The 19,438-nt window shown below is 66.6% G+C and carries 17 protein-coding genes; 6 read left to right on the forward strand and 11 right to left on the reverse strand.

Translation table 11 applies throughout. The features are described 5' to 3' along the window. Nucleotides 1-110 precede the first annotated feature (110 nt). Nucleotides 111-806: a PAQR family membrane homeostasis protein TrhA gene (trhA, locus tag ACQR1X_RS07040; RefSeq protein WP_315759485.1), complete on the forward strand. Its 696-nt coding sequence runs from the start codon at nt 111-113 to the stop codon at nt 804-806. A gap of 24 nt (nt 807-830) precedes the next feature. Continuing rightward, on the forward strand, nt 831-1,625 hold the full coding sequence (locus ACQR1X_RS07045) for an SDR family NAD(P)-dependent oxidoreductase (protein WP_434895025.1): 795 nt from the start codon (nt 831-833) through the stop codon (nt 1,623-1,625). A gap of 501 nt (nt 1,626-2,126) precedes the next feature. Here ACQR1X_RS07045 and ACQR1X_RS07050 read toward each other — a convergent pair. Together ACQR1X_RS07050 and ACQR1X_RS07055 are read right to left on the reverse strand one after the other, a co-directional pair. Next, on the reverse strand, nt 2,127-2,363 hold the full coding sequence (locus tag ACQR1X_RS07050) for a hypothetical protein (protein WP_315803182.1): 237 nt from the start codon (nt 2,361-2,363) through the stop codon (nt 2,127-2,129). Continuing rightward, nucleotides 2,360-2,833, reverse strand: a complete 474-nt coding sequence (locus ACQR1X_RS07055; RefSeq protein ID WP_315803183.1) for a MarR family winged helix-turn-helix transcriptional regulator — start codon at nt 2,831-2,833, stop codon at nt 2,360-2,362. The genes ACQR1X_RS07050 and ACQR1X_RS07055 overlap by 4 nt, the downstream gene beginning before the upstream one ends. Nucleotides 2,834-2,918: 85 nt before the next feature. On the opposite strand from ACQR1X_RS07055, the gene ACQR1X_RS07060 reads away from it, so the two are divergent. Together ACQR1X_RS07060 and ACQR1X_RS07065 are read left to right on the forward strand one after the other, a co-directional pair. Further along, nucleotides 2,919-3,716, forward strand: coding sequence for an SDR family NAD(P)-dependent oxidoreductase (locus ACQR1X_RS07060; RefSeq protein ID WP_434895026.1), 798 nt, complete (start codon nt 2,919-2,921; stop codon nt 3,714-3,716). A gap of 430 nt (nt 3,717-4,146) precedes the next feature. Then, nucleotides 4,147-5,835: an outer membrane beta-barrel protein gene (locus tag ACQR1X_RS07065; RefSeq protein ID WP_316238096.1), complete on the forward strand. Its 1,689-nt coding sequence runs from the start codon at nt 4,147-4,149 to the stop codon at nt 5,833-5,835. Nucleotides 5,836-6,233: 398 nt separating this feature from the next. On the opposite strand, the gene ACQR1X_RS07070 is transcribed toward ACQR1X_RS07065, so the two are convergent. The 7 genes from ACQR1X_RS07070 to ACQR1X_RS07100 all read right to left on the reverse strand — a co-directional run bounded on the left by ACQR1X_RS07070 (nt 6,234) and on the right by ACQR1X_RS07100 (nt 14,517). Further along, a complete protein-coding gene (locus tag ACQR1X_RS07070) occupies nt 6,234-8,039 on the reverse strand; it encodes a hypothetical protein (protein ID WP_434898563.1) in 1,806 nt (601 codons plus the stop codon). A 329-nt stretch (nt 8,040-8,368) separates the two neighbouring features. After that, on the reverse strand, nt 8,369-9,979 hold the full coding sequence (gene mdlC / locus ACQR1X_RS07075) for a benzoylformate decarboxylase (RefSeq protein ID WP_434898564.1): 1,611 nt from the start codon (nt 9,977-9,979) through the stop codon (nt 8,369-8,371). 111 nt (nt 9,980-10,090) lie between these two features. Further along, nucleotides 10,091-10,939, reverse strand: coding sequence for an FAS1-like dehydratase domain-containing protein (locus tag ACQR1X_RS07080; protein WP_434898565.1), 849 nt, complete (start codon nt 10,937-10,939; stop codon nt 10,091-10,093). A gap of 2 nt (nt 10,940-10,941) precedes the next feature. Then, a complete protein-coding gene (locus tag ACQR1X_RS07085; RefSeq protein WP_434883552.1) occupies nt 10,942-12,054 on the reverse strand; it encodes a CaiB/BaiF CoA transferase family protein in 1,113 nt (370 codons plus the stop codon). A gap of 8 nt (nt 12,055-12,062) precedes the next feature. Further along, nucleotides 12,063-13,229, reverse strand: coding sequence for an acyl-CoA dehydrogenase family protein (locus tag ACQR1X_RS07090; protein WP_316238091.1), 1,167 nt, complete (start codon nt 13,227-13,229; stop codon nt 12,063-12,065). Between the two features lie 161 nt (nt 13,230-13,390). Further along, a complete protein-coding gene (locus ACQR1X_RS07095; RefSeq protein WP_434873309.1) occupies nt 13,391-13,972 on the reverse strand; it encodes a thiamine pyrophosphate-dependent enzyme in 582 nt (193 codons plus the stop codon). After that, a complete protein-coding gene (locus ACQR1X_RS07100; protein ID WP_434873308.1) occupies nt 13,972-14,517 on the reverse strand; it encodes a phosphonopyruvate decarboxylase in 546 nt (181 codons plus the stop codon). Before ACQR1X_RS07100 ends, ACQR1X_RS07095 begins: the two co-directional genes overlap by 1 nt. Nucleotides 14,518-14,708: 191 nt before the next feature. Here ACQR1X_RS07100 and ACQR1X_RS07105 point away from each other — a divergent pair, with 191 nt between their 5' ends. Beyond that, on the forward strand, nt 14,709-14,963 hold the full coding sequence (locus ACQR1X_RS07105; protein WP_316216572.1) for a hypothetical protein: 255 nt from the start codon (nt 14,709-14,711) through the stop codon (nt 14,961-14,963). A gap of 66 nt (nt 14,964-15,029) precedes the next feature. Here the strand turns inward: ACQR1X_RS07105 and ACQR1X_RS07110 are convergent, their stop codons facing one another. Together ACQR1X_RS07110 and ACQR1X_RS07115 are read right to left on the reverse strand one after the other, a co-directional pair. Beyond that, nucleotides 15,030-16,301, reverse strand: coding sequence for a cytochrome P450 (locus ACQR1X_RS07110; protein WP_434898566.1), 1,272 nt, complete (start codon nt 16,299-16,301; stop codon nt 15,030-15,032). Between the two features lie 290 nt (nt 16,302-16,591). Beyond that, nucleotides 16,592-17,887, reverse strand: coding sequence for a cytochrome P450 (locus ACQR1X_RS07115; protein ID WP_316216574.1), 1,296 nt, complete (start codon nt 17,885-17,887; stop codon nt 16,592-16,594). 224 nt (nt 17,888-18,111) lie between these two features. Here ACQR1X_RS07115 and ACQR1X_RS07120 point away from each other — a divergent pair, with 224 nt between their 5' ends. Next, nucleotides 18,112-19,284: an isovaleryl-CoA dehydrogenase gene (locus ACQR1X_RS07120; RefSeq protein ID WP_315803196.1), complete on the forward strand. Its 1,173-nt coding sequence runs from the start codon at nt 18,112-18,114 to the stop codon at nt 19,282-19,284. Nucleotides 19,285-19,438 lie beyond the last annotated feature (154 nt).

Genomic DNA, 19,438 nt, shown 5'->3' on the forward strand with positions numbered 1-19,438 from the left:
CAATTCCGGCCCGTTTCCGGATAGAACCAGACTTTGAACGGAACGTTGACCACTGGAAACCATAATCCTTCCGGCACAATTGTCCCGGAAAACCGGCACCAGGCTCTGACATGACCGTATTTCAACTGAAGCAGTTCGCCTCGACCTCCGTCCATGCCGCCACCGGCGCGATGCGCTGGAACTACGACAAGGTCGAGATGATCGCGGACGGCGTCGTCCACGTCGTCGGCATCGCCGCCGGGCTGGTCGCCGCAACCGTGCTCGTCGTGCTGACCTCGATCTATGCCAGCGCCGTCGACATCGTGGTGGTGTCGATCTATGTCGCGGGACTGCTCTCGATGCTGACGCTGTCGGCAACCTATAATCTGTGGCCGGTGTCGCCGACCAAATGGGTGCTGCGCCGCTTCGACCACTCCGCCATCTACGTGCTCATCGCGGCCACCTATACGCCGTTCATCGCCGCCCTGAAGGACACGGTGTTCTCGGCCGCGCTGCTGCTCGGGGTCTGGGGCGTCGCCATCTTCGGCATCGTTCTGAAGCTGCGCTGGCCGGGCCGCTTCGACGCGCTGTCGATCGGGCTGTATCTCGCGCTCGGCTGGAGCGGCGTCATGATGTACGACCGGGTGATCTCGGTGATGCCGGCCTCGGTCCTGGCCTGCGTGCTCACCGGCGGCATCCTCTACAGCCTCGGCGTCATCTTCCACTCGTGGCGGCGCTTGCGCTTCCAGAACGCGATCTGGCATGGTTTCGTGTTGCTGGGCGCCGGCTTTCATTATACCGCAGTGCTCGACCTGGTCTTGACCTAGAAAATTCCACGAGGAGGGCTTTGCATGCAGGTGACCGGCAAGATTGTTGTGGTCACCGGCGGAGCCCGCGGCATCGGCAAGGCGCTGTGCGAGGCGTTCGCGGCGGCCGGTGCGGCCAAGGTGATCGTGGCCGATCTCGACGAAGCCGGAGCCAAGGCCGTCGCTGCCGCGATCGGCGGCGCCGCGTTCAGATGCGACGTCTCCCAGGAAGCCGACATCCGGCGCGTGATCGAGGAAACCGAGCGGCAGTTCGGCCCGATTGCGCTGTTCTGCTCCAATGCCGGCATCGGCGGCGGCTTCGACCCGTTGTCGGTGAATGTCGGCGGCACCTCCGACGAGCCGTGGGCGCGGAGCTGGGCCATTCACGTGATGGCGCATGTCTACGCGGCGCGGCATCTGATCCCGCGCTACAAGGCGCGCGGCGGCGGCTATTTCCTCAACACGATCTCGGCGGCCGGCCTGCTGTCGCAGGTCGGCAGCGCGCCCTATTCCACCACCAAGCATGCCGCGGTGGGATTTGCCGAGAATCTCGCGATCTCGCACAAGGCCGACAACATCAAGGTCTCGATCCTCTGTCCGCAGGGCGTCGACACCGACATGCTGCGATCGATCCCGAAGGGCCCGCAATCCGGCGACGGCGATCTGACACCCGAGCAGGTCGCGCAGGACGTGCTGAAGGGCCTCGCCGAGGAGAGCTTCCTGATCCTGCCGCATCCGCAGGTTCTCGGCTACATGCGCAAGAAGACCGAGAACTACGACCGCTGGCTCGGCGGCATGGCGAAGATCCAGGCGAAGATGCGGGACGAGTTCGGCAACTAGGATTGCAGCCATTGTCGTCGGATGATTTGAGTTGTCGGACAATCTGACAGTGGACCCTTCGCGACACATCGGACATTGGTCGTTTCCGTCATTGCGAGCGAAGCGAAGCAATCCAGAGTCGCGAGCGCTGCCCTGGATTGCTTCGCTTCGCTCGCAATGACGGCGTGGCAGGTCCTGCGTCCATATCCGCACGGCTCATGACATGACCTCGCGTTCTCGCGACCTTGGGCGTCCGAGTTGTACGGTCATTTGGCTCCCTCCGAACAGACGAAGGGCGCAGGGAATGCCGGGTGAGGGCCTCACCCATGGCCCGCCTGCAGAAAAAAATGCAGGCGGCAGGTACCACAGGCAAAGCCGAACACTCCGGCATTCCCTGCGCGACGGTCTTTAACGCTTATACGCAGTCTCCCTGGTGCGCCGGGCTTGTTGGCCACCATGCCGCGACAATGCTTGCGCATTGCGCGGGTGATACCAGCGTCGGGGTATCAGGACCCTGCGACTTCACGTCCGCAAGTTGCCGTTCGTCCGCGCGCAAGCACGCTGCGACATCTCGCGGCCATCGCTCCCCGCCTCGCGTGTCGTGACGATCGCGCGCAACGCCCCTTCGTGTGAGGCGGGATGCGCGGAAACATCGTCCTGATTTGCCCGACGGTGCAAGGCCACGTGCTGCGGCATTTCAACACGACGGGCAGTTTCGTCATGACGCGCATGCGCAATCTGCCCGTCGGGCGCGCTCATGGCTCCGACGGCTGCATGTCCTGCTCTGCCGCGCGCCAAGCTTCGAGCGCGCGGGCGTACAGCAACAGGCCCTCGCGCACCGTGCGCTGCTCGGCCTTCGACAGCGACGACAGGGCGCCGCGAACCTGCTGGCGGCCGAAGGCGTGCAGCGCCGCCAGCGTTTTCCGTCCCTTGGTTGTGAGGCAGAGCGGCTTGATGCGGGCGTCGCCGGCATCGATCGTCTCCTGCAACTCGCCGCTGTCGATCAGCTTGCGGACCATGCGGCTGATGCTGGATTTCTCCAGATGCAGGATCGTGCCGAGCTGCATCGCCGTCAGCGGGCCGCGCAGGCCGATCTCCAGGATGGTGTGAACCGCCGACGGCGGAAGGTCGGTGGCGGCCAGCGTCGCTTCCATGAAGCCGAGCTCGCGCACCATCAGGCGCGCGGCGGCGCGGATGTCGTCGACGAGCGTGAGATCCGGGTCGGGCATCTTGACTCCTGCCATATAGTTGTATCATACAACAAATTGCCGATGCAACGTGGCATCGACGACGCCGTACAGCGGAGGGTCGGAGATGAGTGATACGCAGCTCACGGCCGGGGCAAGCGCGCCCGCGGCGTCGCGCATGCAGGGGCAGGTCTGCCTCGTCACCGGGGGCGGCTCCGGCATCGGCCGGGCCGCCGCCTTGAAGCTCGCCGCCGGCGGCGCAGAGGCAGTCGTCGTCGCCGGACGGCGCGAGGCCGAGCTGGCCGATACGGCGGCACGATGCCGGGCGCTCGGGGCCGAGGCGCTCGCGGTGAAGGCCGACGTCACCCGTGAGGACGACGTGGCGAAGCTCGTGCAGGCCGTGCTCGATCGTTACGGCCGGCTGGATGCGGCCTTCAACAATGCCGGATTCCAGGAGCGACGGGCGCCGATCGAGCAGCAGGGCGACGGCGTCTATGCGGACGTCTTCGATAGCAATGTCCGCTCGGTGTTTCTGTGCCTGCGGGCGCAGTTGCCGGTGATGTATGCGCAGGGCCGCGGCCGGATCGTGATCAACGCCTCCGTGAGCGGGATGCGCAATCCGAATGCGGGGCTCGCGCTCTATTCGGCGTCGAAAGCCGCCGTCATTTCGTTGACGCGATCGGCCGCGATGGAGGCGGCGCCGCGCGGCGTCCGGATCAACGCGATCGCGCCCGGACGCGTCGTCACCGACATGATGCTGCGCGCCGGTGTCGGCGACATCGCGACCGTCGCCGCCGGCCTGCCGCTGCGGCGGATGGGGCAGCCCGAGGACATCGCCGAGGCCGTGCTGTGGCTATTGTCGGACGCGTCGTCCTATGTCGTCGGCCACGTCCTGGCGGCCGATGGCGGCTTCCTCGCGTCCTGAATCCGAGAGGCGTCGGCCGTCGCCGACGACGCAGCGCCCGCGATCGCCGCAGCCGTCTCGGACCCTTGATTGTCGTCGAAAGAGGATCATGCCGAGGTCCGAATTTCGCCGGCTTCCGCGCAGCGATCGTCTTCGTTTCAACTAATTAGTTTGGTCTGCGAACGCCAAGACACCGCTGCGCGGCTTCGCGGCGACTCATTGCGAACAGCTCTCAATCTCGCCTGAAATCATCCCGGCTCGGCAAAACTTCCGCCGACGTTTTCCGGCTATCTGCCAGGCAAGGGGAGCTCGTCGCGTGCATGCGCTGCGTATTCATTGCGACGGCGCCCTGACCTGACGTCGTCGCGTGATATTGGCATACCCCGGCATTGCTTTGCAGGCTCATTCACCACACAAGACCGGCGCGTTCGCGGTGCGGACCAAGCGGCTCATGGTGACGCGATCCCACCGCGGGGTCACGCTCGCGCTCGTCGAGGTGCTGCTGTTGACCGTGATGGTGGTGGACGGCGCGTCCGCGCAGCAGACCATCAAGGCCAAGCCGACGGACGTCGTTCCGGGACGCGCCGACCGGCTGTTCTTCCGTCACGTGACGGCGCGCAGCATCTACTACAACGTTCCGCGGATCACCAACGACAGCCGGACGCTGATGATGCGCCAGGACCCGCGTGGCGTCAGCGCATTGCTGCGTCCGGTGCGCGAGGCCGGTGCGCCGTCGCTGGCCGCGCCGGGCAAGCGCGACGCGGCGGTCGGCAGCTTCGGATTCGCCGCGTTTCAGCCCGCCCGTGGCGCGCGCGTCGCCACGGCCGAGCCGGCGGGAGACGCTCAACGCGCCGCGCCGCAACCCGCCGCACGGCAGATCGCAGCAAAGCCAGCCGCCGAGGCACAGCCAGCCAAGCCGGACGAGACCGTGGCAGCAGCCCAGCCCGCGGCCGTGCTGCGCAACCGCGACGTTCTTCCCGATCGCAATCTGAACACGGTGAAACCGCAACCGGTGACCGCCGATGCGAAGCCCTACGATCCGACGGGTGTGATGGTCGGGTCGTTCCTGGTGAAGCCCGCCGTCGAGATCCAGGCCGGCTACGACACCAATCCGACCCGGCGAAACGGCGGGCAGGGCTCACCGGTCGCCATCGTGGCGACGGAGGTCGCGGTCCGCTCGCAATGGGAGCGGCATCAGCTCAACGCCGATTTCCGCGGCGCCTACACCGAGGACACCAACGTCCGTTCGCTCAGCCATCCGACCTTCGAGGCGCGGGCGCAAGGGCGCTATGACGTCACCGAGGGCACCGCGATCACCGGCGAGGCGCGTTTCGTCAACGATGCATTGGCGCTGCCGGGCGCGCTCAAGCTGCCCCGCGCCACGACGTTCGGCGGCAGCGCCGGCGTGCTGCAGAAGATCGGTCCCGCCGAGATCGCATTCAAGGGATCGGCCGACCGCGTCGTGTTCAACGACGCGCTGATCGTCGCCAACGTGCCGCTGCGGACGCAGGACCGCAACTACACCCAGCCGGGCGCGCAGGTCCGCATCACCTATGCGCTGACGCCGAACATCTCGCCGTTTGTCGACATGAGTTTCGATCGGCGCAACCACGATCTGCAGGTCGACTTCAACGGCCAGCGCCGCGATTCCAGCGGCATCACCGCGCGCGGCGGCGCCGTCGTCAACGTGGGAACGCTGACCGGCGAAGCCTCGGTCGGCTATCTCACGCGCCGCATGGACTCGCCGCTGATGCCGAACATCAACGGCGTGATCGCGGATGCGACGCTCGCCTGGGCCGCGACCGACGCCACCACCTTCGTGCTGGTGGCGCGCTCGCAGGCCTCCGAGACGCCGGCGATGAACGTCTCGGGCATCCTGTCGCGCGACGTGATCCTGCAGATGGATCATCAGTTCGAGCCGTGGCTGATCGGAACGCTGCGCGGCGGCTACGGCCAGGATCAGTTCGTCGGCATCGGCCGCGTCGACCAGCGCATGTTCGTTGCCGCGGGCGGCACCTACAAGATGAACCGCAACGTTCAGCTCAAGAGCGAGGTCCGCACCGAATGGACCCGCTCCAACATCGCGCTGAACAACTTCATGGCGGTGGTCGGCGTCGTCGGCGTGCGATTCCAATATTGAGCGGGCAACAGGGCGGGTGGACGACAGTCGCCGCGTGCACCTCGGCCCGTCGTTCCGCGCGAGCCGCGCGACAGCGAGGGCGCGAACGCGAACCCGCGCTTCCGACGCGGCGACGTCTGTCCGACCGGATTTGCGGCCGATGCGCGCGGTCTGCATCGCCGTCGAGGGCGGGCTGGCCCATCTCGCGCAAAAAAGAAAGGCCCCGCAGGGGACGGGGCCTCGAGGCAACGCATGCCTGACGGGTGGGGTGACCGGGGAGTCTCACGCGGCGGGATGAGGTCAGGTCGCCGACGCGTGCGCCATCCCCGGTCGGTTCGGCATGCGGCTGGTGATGGTCTTGTTATCGTTATCGGTGTCCGCGCCGCCCGGCGTAACCCGAGCGGCGGCGCGGAGCGGTCTTACTGTTCGAGCGCGGCCAGCGCGGCGTTGCCGATCTGCTGCGCCTCGGCCCAGGCGGCCTGGGTGGCCTGCTGGGCGGCGGTGTAGCCGGCCTGGATCTGCTGCTGAGCCGTGGCCCGCAGCGCCTGCTCCTGCTGCTCGCCGGTCTCGCGGGCCTGGGTCAGGGCCTGGTTGTCGGCGTTCAGCGTCGCGTTGGCCTGGTTGAAGGCGTTGGCGGTGGTCTGCGCCTTGGCCTGGGCGGCCGCCAGCGCAGCCTGGTTGGCCGCATTGTTGGCGCGCTCGAGGACCTCGGCGGCCTCCTGTGCGTCCTGCTTGGCCTGTTGCGCAGCCTGGCGCGCCTGCTCCAGGGCCTGCCGGTCGGCGTTCACCTTCTGCTCGGCCGCTTCGACCGTCGCATCGATCGTGCCGATCTTCTGGTTCAGCGCAGCCTCGACCGTCTTCTGGTTCTGGGTCGCGGCCGCCTGCGCGGCCTGGGTCTTCTGCTGGGCCACCGCGCGTGCCTGCTCGCCGGTCTTCAACGCCGCCTGCAGCGCAGCCTGCTCGGCGGCTTCCTGGGCCGCCTGGTTCTGCTGGTTGTTGTTATTGTTGTTGTTGCCGCCGTTGCCGGCCGCCGCTCCGCCATTGTTGGCATTGCCGCCATTGTTGGCGTTGCCGGCCGCCTGGCCGGCCTGCTGGGCCGCCTTGCCGGCGGCCTCGGCCGTCTCGCGCGCGGTGTCCTTGGCGGCGTTGGCGGCTTCCTTGGCCTCGTTGGAGACGTCGATGTCCTTGTCGAGCTTCTGGAACGCGGCCTGCAGCGCGGCCGAGGCCGCGCTCAGCTTCGCGGCGTTCGCGGTCGCCGCGGCCTGGTTGGCGGCTGTCGGGTTCTTTTCAGCCTGTTCCTGCGCCTCGATCGCGGCGCCCTTCGCGTTCTGCTCGGCCTGACGGGCGACGTCGATCGCCTTGCGGTCGGCAGCGACCTGCGCCTCGGCGGCGGCCGCGGTCTGCGCCGCGGCTGCTGCGGCGGCATTGGCCTTGGCGACGGCATCGCTGCTGCTCGACGCTGCGGCGGCCGCCTTGGCCGGCGTCGCTGCGGCTGCCGGCGCCGCGGTGGCCTTGGCGAGCGCGACGGTGGTCGTGGTTGCCGCGGCCGGCTTGGCGGCGGTGGTGGTCGTGCTTGTGGTGGTCGCGGCGGCGGTCTTGGCCGTGCCGGTCGTCGTCGTTGCCGCGGTGGCGGCAGCAGCGGGCTTGGCAGCGGTGCTGGCGGCGGCGACAGGCTTGGCGGCCGTGCTGGTCGTCGCAGCCGAAGTGGTGGTGGCAGCAACCGGCTTGGCGGTGGTGCTGGTCGTCATGGCCGCGGCTGTCGTCGTTGCAGCCGCAGTCTTGGCGGCACTGCTCGCCGCGGTCGCCGCAGCGGCGGTCGCAGCCGTGGAGGCAGCCTTGGCGGCGGCGCTGGCCGCGGCCTTCGCAGCGGCGTTGGCTGCAGCCTTCGCAGCCGCGTCGGTCGCCGCCTTCGCAGCAGCCTGCTGCGCGGCCTTGGCGGCCGCTTGCTGCGCGGCCTTCGCGGCGGCAGCAGCCGCGGCCTTGGCAGCGGCATCCTGGGCAGCCTTGGCGGCCGCCTGTGCCGCGGCTTTCGCCGCCGCATCCTGCGCCGCCTTCGCGGCGGCGTTGGTGGTGGCCGACGTGGCAAGGGCGGTGGTCATCGCCTGCGCATGGGCCTGATGCGGCAGCGCCGTCACCGCCAGAGCGGACATCAGGGCCAGCACGCTGACATGGCGATAGAGATCGGTCCTCGACGCCGCGGTTTGAAGATTCTTCTTATCCGCCATCAGCTCAACTCCCTTGGTACGCTGGATTGGATGATGGAACCTTTTGAAAATGATTTTGGCTTGCAGAATGGTCGGACCTTGCAAGCAGCAAGGCGTCTGCCTGCAAGCTGACGGCAGGATTTCGCGATGTTTGCGGCAAGCCGGCCGCGGCGAGATGGCGCGGGGGAGCAGAAAGCTTTCGAAACAATCGGTTGCGCTCGACACCGCCGGTTGCACGGTTGCGGCGGGCCGATGAGCATTTCGCGGCGAGCCATGCTGCCGCCATTGAAGATGCGACGCATTGTCGCATACGGCGTGGTTGACAGAACGTCCGCTGTACGAACGCGGGCTCAGCCCTTCTGCGCGTAGAGCAGCGGCACCGCGGCGTCGACCATCACCTCGATGAGGCTCGTGCCGGCATGGGCGAGGCCTCGCGCCAGCGCACCTTCGAGCTCGGCGGCATGGCTCACGCGCACCGCGTCGCAGCCCATGCCCTCGGCGAGCTTGACGAAGTCGAGGCCGGGCAGCTCGAGCCCGGGCACGTTGCGCACCTGCATGACCTGGCTGAACGAGCGCATCGCGCCATAGCCGGAATTGTTGATGACCACGACCGTCAGCGGCAGCCGGCGCTGCGCTGATGTCCACAGCGCCTGCAGCGAATACATCGCCGAGCCGTCGCCGATCAGGCACACCGTGCGGCCGGTGCGACGGCCCAGCGCCATGCCGACCGCCGCCGGCAGGCTGTAGCCGAGCCCGCCGCTCGCCATCGTGTAGAACGAATCCGCGCCCGGCATCGGCATGTACTTGTGCATCACCGGCCGGTGCGAGGGAATCTCCTCGACCACGGCGCTGCCCGCCGGAAGCGCCTGCGCCAGCGTATGCAGGAGATAGTCGACCGGGATCGGATCGGCTGGCTTCGGCGCCGCCGGCAGTACGCGGCCCTTCGGCGCCGCGCGCCCGGTCTCCGGCAGCAGCTCCAGCAGCAGCGACAATGCCGGACGCATCGTCGCGATGATGCTGGTGCCGATCGGCGGCACGGCCGCGCCCTCGGCATCGTCGGTGATCTGATACAGCGTGGTGGCGCCGTCGAAAATCGCGGCGTGGCCCTCGACGTGGAAGGTGAACACCGGCGCGCCGATCACGACGACAAGGTCGTGCGGCTTCAGGGCGTCGGACAATTGACCGGGCGAGGCGTGCAGGAAGCCTTGGAACTGCGGATGGCGCTCGGGGAACGCGCAGCGCGCCGAGAACGGGCTGACCCAGACTGCGGCCCTGGCCTTCTCGGCGACCACGACCACCAGATCGACGCAGCCGGCGCGATCGATGCCGGGGCCGACCACGAGCGCCGGGTTCTTCGCCGCGGCGAGCGCGCCCACCAGCTCGTCCATCGTGGCGCGATCGGGGCCGAGCTCGCGGCTGACCTTGCGCGCCGCGACCGGCTGCGCCGGATGCATCCAGTCGTCGATCGGGATCGAGACGAAGGTCGGCCCGCAGGGCGGCTGCATCGCGGTGTAATAGGCGCGGGCGATCGCGCCCGGCACATCCTCGGGCCGCGCCGGCTCGACGCTGTATTTGACGTAGGGCCGCGGGAATTCGGACGGGCGTTCGGCGTAGAGGAACGCCTGCAACGGCAGGATCGAGCGCGCCTGCTGGCCGGCGGTGATGACGAGCGGCGTCTGGTTGCGGTGCGCGGTGTAGATGTTGCCGAGCGCGTTGCCGACGCCGGCCGCCGAATGCAGATTGACGAAGCCGGCATTGCGCGTCGCCTGGGCGTAGCCATCGGCCATGCCGACGACCGAGGCCTCCTGCAGGCCGAGCACGTAGTCGATGTCCTCGGGCCAGTCGCTGAGGAACGGCAGCTCGGTCGAGCCGGGATTGCCGAACACCTTCTTGATGCCGAAGGCGCGCAACAGGTCGAAGGTGGCCTGCTTGACGGTGACGGGCTTGGTTGTTTTTGCCAAAGGCGTTTCCTCGAATTGCCGTCATTGCGAGGAGCGAAGCGACGAAGCAATCCAGAGTCCCGGGTGCGGCCCTGGATTGCTTCGCTTCGCTCGCAATGACGATAGCCTATCTCACCACGTCGCGGTGCCCTTCATGGTCGGCTGCCCCTCGGCGTTGGCCGTCCACAGCTCGAGGCCGCCATCTTTGTCGTTGGCGTTGACCGAGAACTCGCTGCCTTCGAACAACGGCTGCACGCCGCGGTAGGTGAACCTGGCCGGCGGCTTGCCCTTCAGCTTGGCGGCGAACTCGACCAGCAGCGCCGCCTGCAGCGGGCCGTGGAAGATCAGGCCCGGATAGCCTTCGACCCTGGTGACGTAGTCGCGGTCGTAGTGGATGCGGTGGCCGTTGAAGGTCAGCGCGGAATAGCGAAACAGCAGCACCGCATCGGACACGCGCGTCTCGCTGTGCTGCGCGACCGGCGGAGGCGGCGGCGCTTTTGCCGGCGCAGCCTGCGCGCCGCCCATGTCGCGATAGACAATGTCCTGGCGCTCACGGATCGCGACACCGCGCGGCGTCGATACGACATGCTCCACCGACACGAAGCAGAGCTGGCCGGTCGAGCCGCTCTTCAGGGTGACGTCGGTGATCGTCGAAACACGCGTCGCGACATCGCCGACGCGCAGGGGATCGATGAACTGCACCTCGCCGCCGGCCCACATCCGCCGTGGCAGCGGCACCGGCGGCAGGAAGCCGCCGCGCGTCGGATGGCCGTCGGGGCCGAGCTGATCGTGCGGAAACACCGGTTGGCCCAAACACCAGTGCACTGTGTAGGGCGCGATGTCGCCGGTCGTCGGTTCGCCGATGTCCAGGAACAGCGTCGCGCGCAGGCCCTTGGTGAGCTGCGGGGTGACGAGGTCGGTCGCCTCGGCGCTGCGGCCGATCCATTGCCGGAGGTGATCGAGATCGAGCATGTCCGTCATGATCATCCCTTTCGCTGATGGGGCGAGGCGGCCTCGCCGATCGCGGGCACGGCGCCGTAACGCCTGTCGTCGCCGACCACGATCGCCGCCGGTGCGGGATAGCTGACGACGCCGTTTGGCGTGTCGACCTCGATCCGCCGCAGATGCGGGTGGACCGCGAGATCCGACATGCTGTTGACCTCGGCAAAGGCGATGTCGGCGCTCGCGAGCTTGCCCAGCAGCTCATCGCGCGACAGCGCCGCGAAGCGCTCGGCGACGATGCCGTCGGTCAGCGCACGATTGCGCACGCGCGCGACCATGTTGGCGAAGCGCGGATCGTCGGGCAGGGCAGGCTGGTCCAGCACCTTGGCACACAGCGTCTTCCACTCGCGCTCGCTCTGGATCGAGATCAGGATGTCCTTGCCGTCCTTCGAGGTGAACACGCCATAGGGCGCGATCGAGGGATGGGCGAGGCCGATGCGCTTCGGCGCATTGCCGGCTTCCGCGTTGAGCAGCGGCACCGTGAGCCAGTCGGCCATCACGTCGAACATCGAGATCCTGATATCGGCGCCGTCGCCGGTGCGGCCGCGCTTGATCAGCGCCTCCAGGATCGCGGCATGCGCCGTCGCGCCGGTGGCGACGTCGACGATCGACATGCCGACGCGCGACGGACCATCCGGCCCGCCGGTGATCGAGGCGAGCCCGCTCTCGGCCTGGATCAGCAGGTCATAGGCCTTGCGGTCGGCGTAGGGACCGGTGTCGCCGTAACCGGTGATGGTGCAGCAGATCAGCTTCGGATAGTCCTTGCGCAGCCGCTCGCGGGCGAAGCCCATTCTGTCCATCGAGCCGGGCTTGAGGTTCTGCAGCAGCACGTCGGCGCCGGCGATCAGCTTCTCGAGCTCGGCGCGGCCTTCCGGCTTGGCGAGATCGACGACGCGCGAATCCTTGCCGCGGTTGAGCCAGACGAAGTAGCTGCTCTGCCCCTTGGCGGCGGCGTCATAGCCACGGGCGAAATCGCCCTCGGGCCGCTCGATCTTGATGACATGAGCGCCGGCATCGGCCAGCCGCGACGAGCAGAACGGCGCGGCCACCGCCTGCTCGACGGCGACGACGGTGATTCCCTCAAGCGGCAGCATCGCAGACCTCAATACGACCGGGGCATGCCGAGCACGTGCTCGGCGACGTAGGAGAGGATGAGGTTGGTCGAGATCGGCGCCACCTGATACAGCCGCGTTTCGCGGAACTTGCGTTCGACGTCGTATTCCTCGGCGAAGCCGAAGCCGCCATGGGTCTGGATGCAGGCATTGGCCGCCTCGAACGAGGCGTCGGCCGCGAGCATCTTGGCCATGTTGGCTTCGGCGCCGCAATCCTGCCCGGCCTCGTATTTGCGGGTGGCTTCCTTGACCATCAGCTCGGCGGCCCGCATCGACGCATAGGCCTTGGCGATCGGGAACTGGATGCCTTGATTCTGGCCGATCGGACGGCCGAACACGACGCGCTCCTTGGCATAGGCGGTGGCCTTGGCGATGAACCATTTGGCATCCCCGACGCATTCGGCCGCGATCAGGATGCGCTCGGCATTCATGCCGGAGAGGATGTAGCGGAAGCCCTTGCCTTCCTCGCCGATCAGGTTCTCCGCCGGAACGCGCATGTCGGTGAAGAACACTTCCGTCGTGGCGTGGTTCATCATCGTCCGGATCGGGCGGATGGTGAGCCCTGCCTTCTTGGCCTCGCGCATGTCGACGATGAAAACGGAGAGACCCTCGGTGCGCTTCTGCACCTGGTCCTTCGGCGTGGTGCGCGCGAGCAGGATCATCAGGTCGGAATATTCGGCGCGGCTGGTCCAGATCTTCTGGCCGTTGACGATGTAGCTGTCGCCGTCACGCTTCGCGACCGTCTTCAGCGAGGTCGTGTCGGTGCCCGAGGTCGGCTCGGTGACGCCGAACGCCTGCAGCCGCAATTCGCCGCTGGCGACCTTGGGCAGCCATTTGGACTTCTGCTCGGCCGAGCCGTGCCGCAGCACCGTGCCCATCGTGTACATCTGGGCATGACAGCCGCCGCCATTGCAGCCGGCGCGCTGGATCTCCTCGAGGATCGCCGCCGCCGCCGACAGCTTCAATCCGGCGCCGCCATACTCCTCGGGGATCAGCACGGAGAGATAGCCGGCCTGCGTCAGCGCATCGACGAAGGCGGAAGGATAGGCCATCTCGCGATCGAGCTTGCGCCAGTATTCGCCGGGGAACTGCGCGCACAGCTTGGCCACTGCGTCGCGGATGTCGGCGTAATCGTCGTGCTGATGCTGGTCTGTCATGTGTTGCTCCGCGGGCCGCCGTGACGCGGCCTGGGCTCTCTCCCTGGACTTGTTCCTGATAGCCTATGACCAAGCGGGTCACGCTTGGCAAGCTTGGAATGCCAGCGTTGCAGCCGAGCAGCCTTGCCGGAGCGACAGAGCAGGCGGCCTGCGGCTGCGTTCTAGCTGACGGGAAATCCGAGATGACCGCGGAAACGGTTCTTGAGGAAGACACCGTCGCGTGCGGGCAGCGCGCGGTCGACGTGATCGGTCGAGATCGCGACGCGGGCGAAATGCGGCCCGGACAGATCTTGCAGCTTCGGCCGAAAGGCATCGAGCGCCGCGCTGTCCTCGATGGTGCTGACCGAGGGAAAGCCGGCTCCGGTCGCGATCAGTTCGAGATTTGCGCCGAGCCCGGAATGGCTCATCTGCATCCCGGTCTCGCCGAAATGCGCGTTGTCGAGCACGACGATCGCAAGATTGCGCGGCCTCTTCGCAGCCGATGTCGCGAGGCTGCCGAGCCCCATCAACTGCTCGCCGTCACCGGTGATGACCGCGACGGGTCGTGACGGCTGCGCCAGCGCCAATCCGAGGCCGATCATGGCTGCGCCGCCCATCGCGCCCCAGAGATAGAAGTTGGTGTCGTGATCGCCCGCGGCGAACACGTCGTAGGACGCTGAACCGAGGCCGCTGACGACCAGCAGGTCGCCACGGTCCTGCAGCAGCGCCTTGACGGCGGTGCGGCGGTCGAGCGGTGCTCTCATCACTTCACCTCCGTCCACTTCTTGGCGCCGATCATGCGCTGGGAGATCAGCACCGCGATCGGCTGATCGCTGTCATAGGCAAGCTTGGCGGCGGCCGCCGCCATCTCGCCGGCGTCCTCGGGATGCTCGAGCCGGAACACGGTGACGCCCATGATCTCGAAGGCGGCCTGCGTGGCCTTTCCCATCGGCACCTGCCACGGATTGAACTCGGCCCATTCGCCGCGCATGGTCACGAAAGTGAGGAACGGGAAGCGGCAGCTCTGAAGCAGCGAGAGCATGTTGACGCAATTGCCGACGCCGCTCGATTGCATCAGCAGCACCGCGCGCTGGCCGCCGAGCCAGGCGCCGGCGGACAGCGCGACGCCTTCCTCTTCGGTGGTCAGGACCGTGGTGGCGATCGCGGGATCGTCATGCGCAAGGCCGATCAGACGGGAATGGCCGGCGTCCGGGACGTAGCAGAGTTGCCGGACGTCGGCGGCCTTCAGCGCCTCGTAGATGGCAAGCGGCCAGTCGGGGCCTGTTGTCGGCGGGTCGGATACTGCCATGACGACTTTCGGTAAATGAGCACCCGCAAAGGGTGCGAGGAATGATCTGGTCAAAGCACGCGTTGCGCCTCATCACATGAGGTCATCATGTCTCCCCGTGATTTTATGGGCAACCCCACGCTTGTGCTTGCGATCGTGCTGGCTATTGTTCCCGTGTTTGATCTCACATGACATCTCAAGGGAATGATTTGATGAAACTGCTTGGTTTTTTCCTGGTATCGACCGCGCTCTTCGCTTCCAGCGTTGCAAACGCCAGAGAGCGCAACGACAGTCCTCACTCTCAAGCCTGCATGGCAAAGAACGGCTTCTCCCTCGACATGTGGCGTGCCCATCGTGCCGGGACCGACGTGCAGGTTCTGAAATACATCATGTGTCGCGATCGGGTATCGAAGGCCCAAGCGCTCGAGATTGGGCGGGCTGACGGCAATTTCAGTCGCGGCTTCTAACTCGAATTGCGCCGCCGGGTTGCGACGACGGGCGATCGAACAGGTGGGGGGCCTCAGGCGTGGCCCTCACCCCGGAATCCTCACAGGCAGCGACTCGTAACCTCGCACGAAGCTGGAATAGACCCGCTTCGGCTCGCCCACGACCTCGATTCGGTCGAAGCGCTTGAGGATCTCCTGCCAGACGATGCGCAGTTGCAGCTCGGCCAGCCGCATGCCGACGCAGCGGTGGATGCCGAAGCCGAAGGAGAGGTGGATGCGCGGCCGCTTGCGGTCGATGATGAAGGCGTCGGGGTTCTCGATCACCTCCTCGTCGCGATTGCCCGAGACGTACCACATCACGACGCGATCACCCTTCCTGATTGTCTTCCCGCCGAGCTCGGTATCGACCAGCGCCGTGCGCCGCATATGGGCGAGCGGCGTCTGCCAGCGGATCACCTCGGGCACCATGGTCTCGATCAGCGCCGGATTGTCGCGCAGCTTCTGATACTCGGCCGGGTTCTCGTTCAGCGCCAGCACAGAGGCGGTCATGGTGTTGCGCGTGGTGTCGTTGCCGCCGACGATGAGCAGAATGAGATTGCCCATCAGATTGTCCGGCGTCATGTGGCGCGTCGCCTCGCTATGCGCCATCATCGAGATCAGGTCGCGGCCCGGATTGGCCTGGCGTTGCTTCCACATCCGGCCGAAGGTCTCGGCACAGTCGCCGAGCTCGCGGCGGCGCTCCTCTTCCGATGACACGATGCCGCTCTTGGGCAGCGCGGTCGAGACATCCGACCAGCGCGTCAGCTTGCGGCGCTCCTCGAACGGGAAGTCGAACAGGGTCGCCAGCATCTGCGTCGTCAGCTCGATCGAGACCTTCTCGACCCAGTTGAAGGTCTCGTTGCGCGGCAACGAATCCAGCACCTTCGCCGAGCGCTGCCGGATCAGCACCGCCATCTCGTCGAGATGCTCCGGCGTGAACATCGGCTGCACCGTCTTGCGCTGCTCGCTATGGCGAGGCTCGTCCATCGCGATGAAGCTCGGCCATTCGTAGCCGGGCGGCACGTCGCGGATCATGATGCCGCCATTGCTGACGTCCGAGGAGAAGAGCGCGTGGTTGGTGTCGACATGCATGATGTCGTGATAGCGCGTCACCGACCAATAGGGCTCGATCGGCGCCTTGGTGCAGTAGTGCACCGGCGCCTCCTTGCGCAGCCGCTCGAACCACGGCCAGATCGTGTCGCTCTGGAACAGCCTGGGCGCGCCGGGATGGAAGTCCTCGATCGGCGTCGCATAGGCCTCGAGGCGCGCGTCGCGCAGCAGATCGGCCTTGTCGGAACGTAGCGCGGCCTGGACGGTCATGAGGTGGTCCTTTTGTTCAAATAATCATTGCGCCCGTTGTGGCTCGGCAGGCGCGGTGCTCATGAATGCGCCCTCTCCCCTTGTGGGAGAGGACATGTAGGAAAGTCCTGCGAACTCGGTTGGGTGAGGGGTATGCCTCCACGAGGGTGGTTTGCTGAGAGATACCCCTCACCCAACCGAGTGCGCGGATGGGCCGGAGATGCCCTCTCCCACAAGGGGAGAGGGCACTGTATCGCACAGCTACTGGACCGTTCGAGCCGGCGCCAATTGGATTCGCCTTCAAACACAACTTAAGCCGCAATCGTGACCGGCAATGTCTCATATCCCTTCACGAAGCTGGAATAGACGCGCTTGGGCTCGTCCATCACGTCGATATGATCAAATCGCTTCAGGATCTCCTCCCAGATGATCTTGAGTTGCAGCTCGGCCAGTCGCAGGCCGACGCAGCGGTGGATGCCGAAGCCGAACGACAGATGCTGTCGCGGACGGGCGCGGTCGATGATGAAGTCGTAGGGGCGCTCGATAGCGGCCTCGTCGCGGTTGCCCGAGACGTACCACATCACCACCTTGTCGCCCTTCCTGATCTGCTTGCCGCGGAACTCGATGTCCTCCAGCGCGGTGCGGCGCATGTGGGCGAGCGGGGTCTGCCAGCGGATGACCTCGGGCACGAAGCTGTCGATCAGTGCAGGGTTGTCCTTGAGCTTGCGGTACTGATCAGGGTTCTGACTGAGCGCATAGATGCTGCCGGACATGGTGTTGCGCGTGGTGTCGTTGCCGCCGACGATCAGCAGCACGAGGTTGCCGAGGAAGTTCTTCGGGTCCATGTTCCGCGTCGCCTCGCTGTGGGCCATCATCGACAGCAGGTCGCTCTTCGGCGGCTGGCTGGCGCGCTCCTGCCAGAGCCGACCGAAATAGCGCGCGCAGTCCATCAGCTCCGCCTGCCGCTCGTCCTCGGTCGCCACCAGCCCGTCGGGGCCGGGAATCGTGGTGGCGATATCCGACCAGCGCGTCAGCTTGCGGCGGTCTTCCCAGGGGAAGTCGAACAGCACCGCCAGCATCTGCGTGGTCAGCTCGATCGAGACGCGATCGACCCAGTCGAATACCTCGCCGACAGGCAAATTGTCCAAACATTCGGCGGAGCGCTTGCGGATGTTGATCGCGAGCTCGTCGAGATGCGTCGGCGTGAACATCGGCGCCACGGTCTTGCGCTGCGCGGCGTGGCGCGGCGGGTCCATCGCGATGAAGCTCTCGCGGCGGAGATCCGGATCGACGTCGCGAATGGTGATGCCGCCGAGCGCGGACGCCGAGGAGAACACCGCGTGATTGGTCTCGATCTCCATGATGTCGTCGTAGCGGGTGATCGACCAGTAGGGGCCGAACATCGATTCCTTGCAGTAGTGCACCGGATCCTCACGGCGCAGCCGGTCGAAATACGGCCAGTGCGTGTCGGTGCGGAATAACTCCGGATGACCGGGGTCGAATTCGGCGAGCGGCAGCGATGCGGCGCGGCCGGCGGCAGCGTCGATGACGCGCTCGCCCTTCGCGGCGTGACGATGTGCCTCGGCCGTCGTGCTGGTCCCGTGCATGGACGTCTCCCTGATGGCCGGATTCGCGCTGTCCGGCGATGCTTGGCGCGATTACATCCTGCCCGGGAGCGCGGGGCAAGCGCCGAGTTTGACGGGGGCTGACCCGTCAAGTCTTGCGTCGCAAGGCTGGTGTTCGGCCGGACGTCGGGCGTGACAAGCGCCACGCCACGGAATATGGCTTTGAGCCATTGTTGCAAAGCAGAAGACTAGCAGGAGGCCGCCCCATGATCGCCAACGCGCAGCGCATGTTCAATTTCGATCTCGGCGAGACCGCGGACGCGATCCGCGAGACGGTGGCGAGCTTTTCGCAGGAGCAGATCGCGCCGCGCGCCGCCGAGATCGACCGCTCCAACCAGTTTCCACGCGACCTCTGGCCGCGGATCGGCGAGCTCGGCCTGCACGGCATCACGGTCGAGGAGGAGTATGGCGGCGCGGGCCTCGGCTATCTCGAGCACTGCATCGCCATGGAGGAGATCTCGCGCGCCTCGGCCTCGGTCGGCCTGTCCTACGGCGCCCACTCCAATCTCTGCGTCAACCAGATCCGCCGGAACGGCAACGAGGCGCAGAAGCGCAAATATCTGCCCAAGCTGATCTCGGGCGAGCATGTCGGCTCGCTGGCGATGTCCGAGCCGCAGGCCGGCTCCGACGTGGTGTCGATGAAGACGCGCGCCGAAAAGAAAGGCGACCGCTTCGTCCTCAACGGCAACAAGATGTGGATCACCAACGGTCCGGTCGCGGAGACGCTCGTGGTCTATGCCAAGACCGATCCGCAAGGCGGCCCGCGCGGCATCACCGCGTTCATCATCGAGAAGGGCATGAAGGGGTTCTCGACCGCGCAGAAGCTCGACAAGCTCGGCATGCGCGGCTCCGACACCTGCGAGCTGGTGTTCGAGGATTGCGAGGTGCCGGAGGAGAACGTGCTGGGGCAGGTCGGCCGCGGCGTCAACGTGCTGATGTCGGGCCTCGACTACGAGCGCGCGGTGCTCGCGGCGGGTCCGCTCGGCATCATGCAGGCCTGCATGGACGCGGTGCTGCCCTATGTGCACGAGCGCAAGCAGTTCGGCCAGCCGATCGGCACCTTCCAGCTCGTCCAGGGCAAGGTGGCCGACATGTATACGACGATGAACGCCGCGCGCGCCTATGTCTATGCGGTGGCCAAGGCCTGCGATCGGGGCGAGACGACACGCGAGGACGCCGCGGGCGCCATTCTGTTCGCCGCCGAAAAGGCGACGCAATGTGCGCTGGACGCGATCCAGCTGCTCGGCGGCAACGGCTACATCAACGACTATGCGACCGGGAGGCTGTTGCGCGATGCCAAGCTCTACGAGATCGGCGCCGGCACCAGCGAGATCCGCCGCATGCTGATCGGGCGGGAATTGTTCGAGAAGACGTCCTGAGGCGCCGACCTAACGGTTGGCGTATGCGGGACATGCGTTCGCCAACCGGCCAGTTGCAGATATTTTAATCATCCCCACCCAGGCCGGTGTTTTTTTCCGGCCGACTTAAGTAGAAAATGCGTCGAACCTCGGAGTCGTCCCGGCGACGAACCAT

This window comes from Bradyrhizobium sp. HKCCYLRH3073 (assembly GCF_051167995.1).
GTDB lineage: Bacteria > Pseudomonadota > Alphaproteobacteria > Rhizobiales > Xanthobacteraceae > Bradyrhizobium.